This is a genomic window from Vibrio ichthyoenteri ATCC 700023 (genome assembly GCF_000222605.1).
Lineage (GTDB): Bacteria > Pseudomonadota > Gammaproteobacteria > Enterobacterales > Vibrionaceae > Vibrio > Vibrio ichthyoenteri.
In genome coordinates this window covers 1-10,426 of sequence record NZ_AFWF01000015.1, presented here as the reverse complement: position 1 = coordinate 10,426, position 10,426 = coordinate 1, and the positions used below count along the sequence as shown (strand labels likewise).

Sequence of the window (10,426 nt, the reverse complement as noted above, 5' to 3'; positions counted from 1 at the left end):
TGTATATTATGTTAAATATGATATTAAAACAGCCAAGCAAAAATAGCTTTATCCTCTCTTCGCACTAGGATTTGAACTGTTTGATTAAACATAATCTATTTACCATAAAATACTTAATAAACACATTTATTATCTTACGATATAAATGGATTATTAAGATCAGATCTATATTCTTTTGTATGACTTGCTGTTAGTTGTTCTCTAATACAACAAAGTTGATCTTCATTGACTCGTTGCTTTTGCTATTCATCAACTCGATGACTCGCAGAGAACTATCATTTAATTGCCACGTGTTATTTGCAGTATCAATTTTAATTCCATCATTTATTTCCCACGAATCATTCGGTGTTACAACTTTAATTACCTCCAGATTAAATTGAGCCAAAAATTGGGCGTCATTAACATAAAAAGCACACGATTGTTGCAATTTACAGGTCACCTTTTTTGGCTCTTCATAAGTGAAAGTTCGCCAAAAAAAAGCGCTGATCAGCACCGTTAACATGGTGATTATTTGAACAAAACGTCCTTTTGTCAGCTTTTGTGCAGCCATTGTTGGGTCTTCTCCGTGTAACAAGCTTCAAAGTTTTTAAATAAATCGGCAAATCCAGACAGTGTGTAAGGTTACCACTCTGTCATTAAAATGTTAATTGCAGTATAGTTTCCCCCTGAAAATGCCACTTTTTTTAAAAAGCGCAAAGATTATTTAACCACTTTAAGCAGTATGGTTTTTCTGAGTGGTTTGGGTGGCATTACGACATGAGTCGTGTTGGAAGTAAAGTGTAGTAATTATAGAATTGGAAGCATGCAAATATGAGCCAGGAAAAGCAGCTTGAACAAACCTACAACTATACCGTCGTTCGTCAGTTTACCTTAGTTACCATTCTTTGGGGTATTGTCGGCATGGCTGTTGGGGTTTTGATTGCCGCTCAGTTAGTATGGCCACAGTTAAACTTTGATACACCGTGGCTGACGTATAGTCGATTACGTCCACTGCATACTAATGCGGTAATTTTTGCGTTTGGTACCAGCGCCCTTTTCGCAACGTCCTATTATGTTGTGCAGCGTACCTGTCAAACGCGTTTATTTGGAGGTCCTCTCGTCCCGTTCACCTTTTGGGGTTGGCAAGCTATTATCCTAGCTGCCGCGATCACTTTGCCTTTGGGTTATACCTCAGGTAAAGAGTACGCCGAACTAGAATGGCCTATTGATATTGCAATCGCTGTTGTATGGGTTTCATACGCGATTGTCTTTTTTGGTACGTTGGTAAAACGTAACACCTCACATATTTATGTCGCAAACTGGTTCTTCGGTGCATTTATCATCACCGTTGCCGTGCTGCACATTGTTAACAGTATGGCTATTCCGGTTTCGGCTGGAAAATCGTACTCGATTTACGCTGGAGCCGTCGATGCGATGATTCAGTGGTGGTACGGACATAATGCGGTAGGTTTCCTGTTAACAGCGGGTTTCCTTGGCATGATGTATTACTTTGTACCAAAACAAGCTGAGCGCCCTGTTTACTCATACCGTTTGTCGATCGTGCACTTTTGGGCATTAGTTTCACTCTACATCTGGGCTGGCCCACACCACCTGCACTACACCGCACTACCAGACTGGACACAGTCTCTTGGTATGGTGATGTCATTGGTTTTGTTCGCGCCTTCTTGGGGTGGCATGATCAACGGTATTATGACGCTATCAGGTGCGTGGCATAAATTGCGCTACGACCCAATTCTACGCTTCTTAATTGTCTCTCTCTCTTTCTACGGCATGTCGACTTTTGAAGGTCCGATGATGTCAATTAAGACAGTCAACGCACTATCGCACTATACCGACTGGACAATTGGTCACGTACACTCTGGCGCTTTAGGTTGGGTTGCAATGGTATCAATCGGTTCCGTTTACCACTTGGTCCCTCGCCTATTTAATCAAGAGCGTATGTACTCGGTCAGTATGATCAATGCACACTTCTGGTTGGCGACAATTGGTACCGTGCTGTATATCGTTGCGATGTGGATTTCAGGTGTAATGCAAGGTTTGATGTGGCGTGCAGTTAACTCTGACGGAACATTGACTTACAGCTTCGTTGAATCTGTTCAGGCATCTTATCCTTTCTATACCGTTCGTTTTATTGGTGGTTTCATTTTCTTAGCCGGTATGTTCTTAATGGCTTACAACACCTATAAGACAGTGACTGCACCAAACGATAGCTTGAAAGCTATCCCGCAACCGGCATAAGGAGATTTAGGAATGAGTAATAATTCTAACAATCGCCATGAAGTTGTTGAACGCAATGTCGGCTTGCTAGCGATTCTGATTGTTTTTGCCATCAGTCTAGGTGCTCTTGTAGAGATCACGCCGCTGATTTTCCAAAAACAGACCACTGAGCCCGTGGAAAATCTACGTGCCTACAGTGCATTAGAAATGGAAGGCCGTGATGTTTACATTCGTGAAGGTTGTAATGTCTGTCATAGCCAGATGATCCGTCCTTTCCGTTCTGAAACAGAGCGTTACGGTCACTATTCTGTGGCCGGTGAAAGCGTGTACGAACATCCGTTTCTATGGGGTTCTAAGCGTACCGGTCCAGATCTTGCCCGCGTAGGTGGTCGATACTCTGATGAATGGCATCGTGTTCACTTGATTGATCCACGTGAATTGGTTCCTGAATCAAACATGCCAGGCTTCCCTTGGCTGGAAGAAAACGGTCTCGATGGTGAATTGACCAAGAAAAAACTTGAGTTATTCCGCAATCAGTTTGGCGTTCCTTACACTGATGAACAAATTGCTAATGCACCGAAAGATGTAGAAGGAAAAACAGAGATGGATGCCATCATTGCTTACCTTCAGTCTCTTGGTCACGCGATGAAGTAAGGAGCTGATTATGGAAATAGGTACTATTCACAGTATTTGGACCATCGTTCTTTTTGTGAGTTTTCTAGGTGTGGTTTGGTGGGCTTTCGGTAAAAACCGTAAAGCTCGCTTTGAAGAAGATGCCAACCTTGTATTCGCTGACGAAGAGCAAAAGCCGACGAAAGGACAAGGAGAGACCAAATAATGGATACATTTTGGAGTCTTTGGATAATCATTATCACGGTCGGCACATTGCTTGGCTGTGCTGCACTTCTCTACTGGTGTCTTAAGGACAAAATGGGAGTAGAAGAAGGGGCAGATATGGGCCATGAATACGATGGTATTCGTGAGCTTAACAATCCGCTGCCAAAATGGTGGACTTACATGTTTGTGAGTACATTTATTTTCGCGGCAATTTATTTGGCCCTTTACCCTGGTTTAGGTAGCTTTAAAGGATTGCTCGGTTGGACCAGTTCTAACCAACTTGTACAAAGTGTTGAACAATCAAAGCAATTGATTAAAGAAGCACAAGAAAACAAGCAGCTCGATCAGTACGCGAAAGAGCTTGGTGATGCTGATGACTACTTTGGTGAAGCATTTCGTCGTCTTGCTTATGTTGATGGTAGCGAAGAGCTTAAATCAATTCCTGATATCGCCGCCGATCCTGAAGCTGTTAAGGTTGGGCAACGCCTATTCCTACAAAACTGCTCTCAATGTCATGGTTCAGATGCTCGTGGTCAAAAAGGTTTCCCTAATTTGACTGACGGCGCTTGGCTGTATGGTGGTGAACCACACGCGATCGTGAATACGATTATGAACGGTCGTGTTGGTATGATGGCAGCGTGGAAAGACGTATTAGGTGAAGATGGTGTTCAAGAAGTGGTTTCATACACGCTAAGCCTCTCTGGTCGTTCAGTCAATGCAAAAGAAGCAGCAGCAGGTAAAACACGCTTCGTAGTATGTGCGGCTTGTCACGGTACAGATGGTAAGGGTAACCCGACACTTGGTGCTCCTGACCTAACCGATCAATACTGGCTGTTCGGCGGCACTCGTGATGATGTCACGCAAACAGTCATGTATGGTCGCTCTGGTGTAATGCCAGCTTGGAAAGACATTCTTGGTGAGGACAAAGTTCAACTTGTCTCAGCCTATGTTTGGAGCCTATCTAACGGCGACGATAAGTAACATTTCAATAACAGCCCCTAGTCTTAGGGGCTGACTTTCCTTAAAGTAAAGACATCCCCTTATTTTGTGAGAACTTTTTTATGGTACAGCCTTGGTATAAGCAGTTTTGGCCGTGGTTTCTAATCCTTCTTCCATTAACGGTAATCGTATGGTCCGTGGTTAGAATTGTCATATTATCCAATCATTCCGTCTCTTTGGTTACTGAGGATTACTATAAAAAAGGCAAAGGTATCAATATCGATCTTTCAAAAATCAAAGTGGCCAAAAAGCTTGCGATTAACGCATCAGCAACATCAGATGGCAACGCCATCGTATTGACGTTGAATAAAGGCACTTTGGAACACTTCCCTGCATTACATGCGACGTTTGCCCATCGCACCTTACCTGATCGGGATTTCGACCAAATGTTAACGGCCAACGCGAGCGGTGAATACCGAATTTTGCTGGAACAACCGCTACAAGGCCCTTGGTTTATTGAACTTACACCACATGATCAACAATGGTTGGTTCAGGGGCGAGTCACCTTCCCTTCTGCCACTCCAACGCAACTGATGAACTGATAATTTATGTGCCAATCGTGTTACCACTGCGGTGAAGAAGTACCAGTCGACACGGACTTTAAAGTAGAGATTCTTGGTCAGATACGTGAAATGTGCTGCCCTGGCTGCGAGACTGTGGCACAAACCATCGTCGAGAGTGGTTTGGTTTCCTATTATCAATACCGCACTGCGCCAGCAGAAAAAGCCAACCTAGTTCCAGAGCAGCTACAAGCGCTGATTCATTATGATAATCAAGAAGTACAGAATGAATTTGTACGTAACAATGAAAACCACTCCGAAGTGACATTGTCACTTGATGGTATCTCTTGTGCTGCATGCGCATGGCTGATTGAAAAACAACTTTCACACACCCCCGGTGTTGTTCAGATTCGCGTTAACACCACCACTAATCGCGCCATCTTGGCTTGGAACAACTCGCAAGCTAAGCTGAGTGACTTATTGGCAGCGATTCATCAGCTTGGCTATAAAGCTGCACCATTTGAAGCGGATCAGCAAGAAGCCTCTTATCACCGTATGATGAAGCAATATCTCTATCGATTGGGAATTGCAGGACTTGCCACAATGCAAGTCATGATGCTCGCTGTTGCCCTCTATCTGGAAGTTTTTGGTGATCTCGATGCTGAGTTTCGCAATTATTTCCGTTGGGTGAGCTTGATTTTTGCTACTCCGGTCATGCTCTATTCCGCTTTACCCTTCTATCTAAACGCTTGGCGAAGCCTAAGAAGTCGAACGTTGGGGATGGATGTTCCTGTCTCTATCGCAATGATATTTGCGTACGTTGCCAGTCTCGTCGCGACCGTTACCGAACAAGGTGAAGTGTTCTTTGAGTCGATTTCAATGTTTGCTTTTTTCTTACTTGTTGGTCGATTTTTAGAAATGCGCGCCCGCAGAAAAGCAGCGGCAGCGAGCGGAAATTTGTTAAAGCTTATTCCCGCAATGGCGACCAAGCTCGACGGTGAGCAAACCCCGGTAAAATCGTTACTGGTTGGTGACAAGATTCGAGTTCTACCCGGAGAACATGTGCCTGCTGATGGCGTCATAACTCAAGGTCGTGTACACATCGATGAATCGATGTTGACTGGTGAGTCAATCCCGGTGGTCAAAGTGAACGGAGATAGTGTTTACGCGGGCACTCTCAATGGTGAAGAAGCATTTGTACTCGAAGTTCGAGCCAACAAGGCAGATTCCATGATTTCCAATATTGTTCGCTTACAAGACGAAGCACAGCTTTCAAAACCAAAGATTGCAGAAATTGCCGACGTGGTGGCGCGTTACTTTGTGGCTGCACTACTCATTATCGCCGCTGGAACTTGGTTTTATTGGCAGCAGAATCAGCCCGATGATGCATTTTGGATAATGCTAGCAGTATTGGTGGCAACCTGCCCTTGTGCGCTTTCTCTGGCAACACCAACTGCACTTACTTGTGCAACATCGCGTATGGGCAACCTTGGTATCTTATTACGCAAAGGCCATGTGTTTGAAACCCTCTGCAAGGTTAACCATCTAATTATCGATAAGACCGGTACCCTTACTCACGGTGATATTGAAATTAATGATGTACGTCTGTTTAGCCACTATTCAAAACCAATCTGTTTGGCACTAGCGGCCTCTCTTGAGGCTCATGCCAACCACCCACTGGCTCGAGCCTTCCGCCCTTACATCGATAACGATTTGAACATTGATGACGTTGAGAATGTCATCGGTTCAGGGATTCAAGGCGTTTACTTAGATCAACAAATAAAAATTGGCAGTGCGCAATTTGCGCTGTCTTCCGGACATTCTGCCGAGCCAAATGCTATCTATCTCTCGATAGCCGGCGAGCACATTGCGACTTTCTTTTATCACGACCCAATTCGTCAAGAAGCAATAACGTTTGTCGAGCAGTTTCAGGCAGCAGGCATTAAAGTCACATTGTTAACCGGTGACTCCAATCAAAATGCCCTATTAGTCGCCAAACAAATTGGCATTAACGATGTCATCGCCGAAGCAAAGCCACAAGACAAACTCACTTATCTGCAAAGCTGCCGTGATAACGATATTACAATGATGGTAGGTGATGGTATCAATGATGCGCCGACTCTGGCGGGAGCACACCTTTCTGTTGCCATGGGTGGTGGCACCGATGTTGCAAAAGCATCAGCCGATATGGTTTTGCTCGGTGATAAACTAGACCGCATATTACAAGCACGTGAGTTAGCTCTTAAAACCCGTCGAATAATTGCTGAAAACCTCGCCTGGTCATTAGGATATAACTTATTAATCTTACCTCTGGCAGTGGCTGGATTGGTTGCGCCCTATTTTGCCGTTGTCGGCATGTCAGCCAGCTCTATCATTGTTGTCTCAAATTCGCTGCGACTGCTGAAAGAACAAGGTAAATAACTATGGAAAGCCTCTATATATTGATTCCGATCGCCATTGTTTTGGTTTGTGTCGCAGTGGCGATTTTTCTTTGGGCGGTGAAAAGCGAGCAGTTTGAAGACCTTGAGCGTCAAGGTCACAATATTCTGTTTGACGAAGATGACAAGGAACAACCTAAAAAATGAGTGCAGATTTAGCAGCTGCTTTTATGATTGGTTTGATCGGTTCAGGCCATTGCATGGGAATGTGTGGCGGCGTTGCATCACTGCTTTCCATGGGCAATGCACAGCCCTCTAAAACCATTCCTCTTTTCTATAATTTAGGCCGAATTTCTAGTTACGCTTTATTTGGCGGTTTAATTGGAGGCGCTGTCTCCACAATTGCCGAAGTGGCAAGCCTCAATCATAGCTTTGCTTGGCTACGCTTATTGACTGCCATATTCATGGTATTGCTCGCTTGTTATATTGGCCGTTGGTGGCAAGGTCTGCTAGTGATAGAAAATCTTGGAAAGTCATTATGGCAATATATCTCACCATTGAGTAAGAAGTTACTGCCGATCAACAGCCCATACCAAGCTGGTGTGTTTGGATTTGTGTGGGGATGGCTACCTTGTGGCCTAGTTTATTCCACCCTGACTTGGGCGGTTGTCTCTGGCAGTAGCTTAAATGGCGCATTAATCATGGCAATGTTTGGTTTAGGCACACTGCCCGCGATGATAATGGTGGGTTATGGCTCTCGTTATTTACACAAACTGCAACAATCTACGGTTTTTCGAAACATCGGAGCGGTCACAATATTGGCGTATGGGCTATATACTGCATATGGTTCGGTACGTTTACTGCTTATGAGTTGATAGATTACTGTTTTTAAGCATCTTTTTTCACTACCTTTTATCCTTTAGCAGTGATAAAATATTGATGTATATCAAATAGTGAAAGGTTGTTATGATTTCTGAAAAGCCTGCAAAACGCATTCAATCCGGTGGTTGTGCTATCCACTGTCAAGATTGCAGCATTAGTCAGCTATGCATTCCATTTACGCTAAATGAGTCTGAGTTGGATCAACTTGACCAAATCATCGAGCGTAAAAAGCCAATTCAAAAAGGCCAAGAGCTGTTTAAAGCTGGCGATGAATTGAAGTCGCTCTATGCGATTCGTTCAGGAACCATTAAGAGCTATACCATTACTGAGCAAGGTGATGAGCAGATTACTGCTTTCCACTTAGCCGGTGATCTCGTTGGGTTCGATGCGATTACCGATGACAGTCACCCAAGCTTTGCGCAAGCACTTGAGACATCAATGGTATGCGAAATTCCTTATGAAATTCTTGATGATCTCTCTGGAAAAATGCCTAAACTACGCCAGCAAATCATGCGTTTGATGAGTAGCGAAATTAAAGGGGATCAAGAGATGATCCTATTACTTTCGAAGAAAAATGCTGAAGAACGTTTAGCGGCATTTTTGTATAACCTTTCAACTCGCTTTTCTCAACGTGGCTTTAGCCCAAGAGAATTTCGCTTAACCATGACTCGCGGTGATATTGGTAACTATCTCGGCCTAACCGTTGAGACAATCAGTCGCCTACTTGGACGTTTCCAAAAATCAGAAATTTTGAGCGTTAAAGGTAAATACATCACTATTCTCGACCATGATGCGCTAATGCAATTGGCAGGCGTTTCAGCAGAATAGTAATAACTTCAATGATGTAGCTCTAAACTGAGCTACATCATAAAATCCCAATCTCTACTCAAGTTTTCCTAATAATTCACTCCGAACTGCGCTAAAGTAATCTTGTCGGCCCAAGTGACTTAGGTATAAGTCTCCTCTTCTCTAAGGAGTTTGCTATGAGTATCTATAATAACATCCTAGTCGTTGCCAATATTAATAGCGATGATCAACCAGCACTAGCAAGAGCGATGCAATTAGCTGCCAAAAGCCGCTCACGCAGTCACATTACGTTTTTCTTGTCGATTTATGACTTTTCTTACGACATGACCTCAATGCTTTCTATGGATGAGCGTGACGCAATGCGCCGCGGGGTTATCCATCAGCGCGAACAGTGGATGCGCAGCGTGGCTGAACCGTATATCAATGACGACATTGATTTTGATGTTCGTGTGGTTTGGCATAACCGCCCTTACGAAGCGATCATTGCTGAGGTTTACGCCGGTGAGCACGACATCGTAATCAAAGGAACACGTAAACACGATGTTCTAGAATCGGTCATTTTCACCCCGACCGACTGGCATCTTCTTCGTAAATGCCCAGAGCCTGTGCTTTTGGTTAAAAATTCAGATTGGCCTCAAGACGCCAGTATTCTCGCCTCTGTGCATGTAGGTTCTGAAAATGAAACTCATCTTGGCTTGAATGATGCGATGGTGGATCAACTTAAAAGTCTGACGGATCGACTCGGCGCCAAACCTTATTTGGTCAATGCTTACCCCGTCACGCCAGCCAACATTACCATTGAATTGCCAGAGTTTGATCCTACGACCTACACTGATGCGGTTCGTGGACATCATTTGACAGCAATGAAAGCATTGCGCCAAAAGTATGGTTACGATGAGGAGCAAACCATCGTAGAACAAGGGTTACCTGAAGATATCATTCCTCAAGCAGCCAAAGAGTTGAATGCGGCAATGGTTATCATCGGTACCACAGGCCGTACTGGTCTGTCAGCGGTATTTATTGGCAACACGGCAGAGCATGTGATTGATAAAATTAACTGTGATGTATTAGCACTGAAACCGGAAGGCTATATCAGCCCTCTTGACCCTACTACCGCAGTTTAAGCATTCCGATCCCCTCCATCGTGAGGGGATTTTTTTATCTTCACCGACAATAGCACTAGCATCTCTAGTATTTATCCGTATCATACGCCCTTCATACCGATTTGAGCCAAATTAAGGCACGATACAGGTATCGTTTTGTATTCAGATTACCGATAAGACTGCGAACTAATGACCGAGCAAAATCAAGAGCGCACCAAGGCTCAACAATATAACTTCAACAAACTACAAAAGCGTATCCGCCGTAATACTGGCCAAGCGATCCAAGACTTCAACATGATTGAAGATGGCGACCGCATCATGGTCTGTCTATCTGGTGGTAAAGACAGCTTTACCATGTTGGAAATACTGATGAGCCTACAGAAAAGCGCACCGATTTCGTTTTCGCTTGTAGCCGTTAACCTTGACCAAAAACAACCGGGCTTCCCTAGCCATATTCTGCCTGAATATCTGGAATCTCTAGGTGTTGAGCATAAGATTGTTGAAGAAGATACTTACTCAATCGTTCAAGATAAGATTCCTGAAGGCAAAACAACTTGTTCACTGTGTTCTCGTCTACGCCGTGGCATCTTGTACCGCACGGCTAAAGAACTTGGTGCAACGAAAATTGCTCTAGGTCACCATCGCGACGACATCTTAGAAACAATTGTTTTTGTAACATGTTCCATGGTGGTAAGTTAAAAGG

Annotated in this window: 11 protein-coding genes and 1 pseudogene; 11 read left to right on the top strand and 1 reads right to left on the bottom strand. The window is 44.0% G+C overall.

Features of this window, described 5'->3' with window-relative positions; genetic code table 11:
• Positions 1–190 precede the first annotated feature (190 nt).
• Positions 191–550 carry a hypothetical protein gene (locus tag RH85_RS02370; RefSeq protein ID WP_006710580.1) on the bottom strand — a complete coding sequence of 120 codons (360 nt, stop codon included), beginning with the start codon at positions 548–550 and terminating at the stop codon, positions 191–193.
• Between the two features lie 260 nt (positions 551–810).
• On the opposite strand from RH85_RS02370, the gene ccoN reads away from it, so the two are divergent.
• From ccoN to ttcA, 11 genes and pseudogenes are all read left to right on the top strand, one after another.
• Positions 811–2,238, top strand: coding sequence for a cytochrome-c oxidase, cbb3-type subunit I (gene ccoN / locus RH85_RS02365; RefSeq protein ID WP_006710579.1), 1,428 nt, complete (start codon positions 811–813; stop codon positions 2,236–2,238).
• A 12-nt stretch (positions 2,239–2,250) separates the two neighbouring features.
• Positions 2,251–2,871 carry a cytochrome-c oxidase, cbb3-type subunit II gene (gene ccoO / locus RH85_RS02360; protein ID WP_005597949.1) on the top strand — a complete coding sequence of 207 codons (621 nt, stop codon included), beginning with the start codon at positions 2,251–2,253 and terminating at the stop codon, positions 2,869–2,871.
• 10 nt (positions 2,872–2,881) lie between these two features.
• The gene (locus RH85_RS02355; RefSeq protein ID WP_006710578.1) at positions 2,882–3,055 is read left to right on the top strand and encodes a cbb3-type cytochrome oxidase subunit 3; all 174 of its coding nucleotides are present in this window, start codon (positions 2,882–2,884) and stop codon (positions 3,053–3,055) included.
• The gene (gene ccoP / locus RH85_RS02350; RefSeq protein WP_006710577.1) at positions 3,055–4,035 is read left to right on the top strand and encodes a cytochrome-c oxidase, cbb3-type subunit III; all 981 of its coding nucleotides are present in this window, start codon (positions 3,055–3,057) and stop codon (positions 4,033–4,035) included. The genes RH85_RS02355 and ccoP overlap by 1 nt, the downstream gene beginning before the upstream one ends.
• Positions 4,036–4,115: 80 nt before the next feature.
• Positions 4,116–4,595 (top strand): FixH family protein, encoded by a 480-nt coding sequence (locus tag RH85_RS02345; protein ID WP_006710576.1) that lies wholly within the window; start codon positions 4,116–4,118, stop codon positions 4,593–4,595.
• A 6-nt stretch (positions 4,596–4,601) separates the two neighbouring features.
• Positions 4,602–6,974 carry a heavy metal translocating P-type ATPase gene (locus RH85_RS02340; protein ID WP_006710575.1) on the top strand — a complete coding sequence of 791 codons (2,373 nt, stop codon included), beginning with the start codon at positions 4,602–4,604 and terminating at the stop codon, positions 6,972–6,974.
• Between the two features lie 2 nt (positions 6,975–6,976).
• The gene (gene ccoS / locus RH85_RS02335) at positions 6,977–7,138 is read left to right on the top strand and encodes a cbb3-type cytochrome oxidase assembly protein CcoS (RefSeq protein ID WP_006710574.1); all 162 of its coding nucleotides are present in this window, start codon (positions 6,977–6,979) and stop codon (positions 7,136–7,138) included.
• The gene (locus RH85_RS02330) at positions 7,135–7,806 is read left to right on the top strand and encodes a sulfite exporter TauE/SafE family protein (RefSeq protein WP_006710573.1); all 672 of its coding nucleotides are present in this window, start codon (positions 7,135–7,137) and stop codon (positions 7,804–7,806) included. The genes ccoS and RH85_RS02330 overlap by 4 nt, the downstream gene beginning before the upstream one ends.
• Before the next feature lie 91 nt (positions 7,807–7,897).
• Positions 7,898–8,641, top strand: a complete 744-nt coding sequence (locus tag RH85_RS02325) for an FNR family transcription factor (RefSeq protein WP_006710572.1) — start codon at positions 7,898–7,900, stop codon at positions 8,639–8,641.
• Positions 8,642–8,796: 155 nt separating this feature from the next.
• The gene (gene uspE / locus RH85_RS02320; protein WP_006710571.1) at positions 8,797–9,744 is read left to right on the top strand and encodes a universal stress protein UspE; all 948 of its coding nucleotides are present in this window, start codon (positions 8,797–8,799) and stop codon (positions 9,742–9,744) included.
• A gap of 168 nt (positions 9,745–9,912) precedes the next feature.
• Positions 9,913–10,426 (top strand): annotated as a pseudogene (gene ttcA, locus RH85_RS02315) (tRNA 2-thiocytidine(32) synthetase TtcA); the annotation flags it as partial.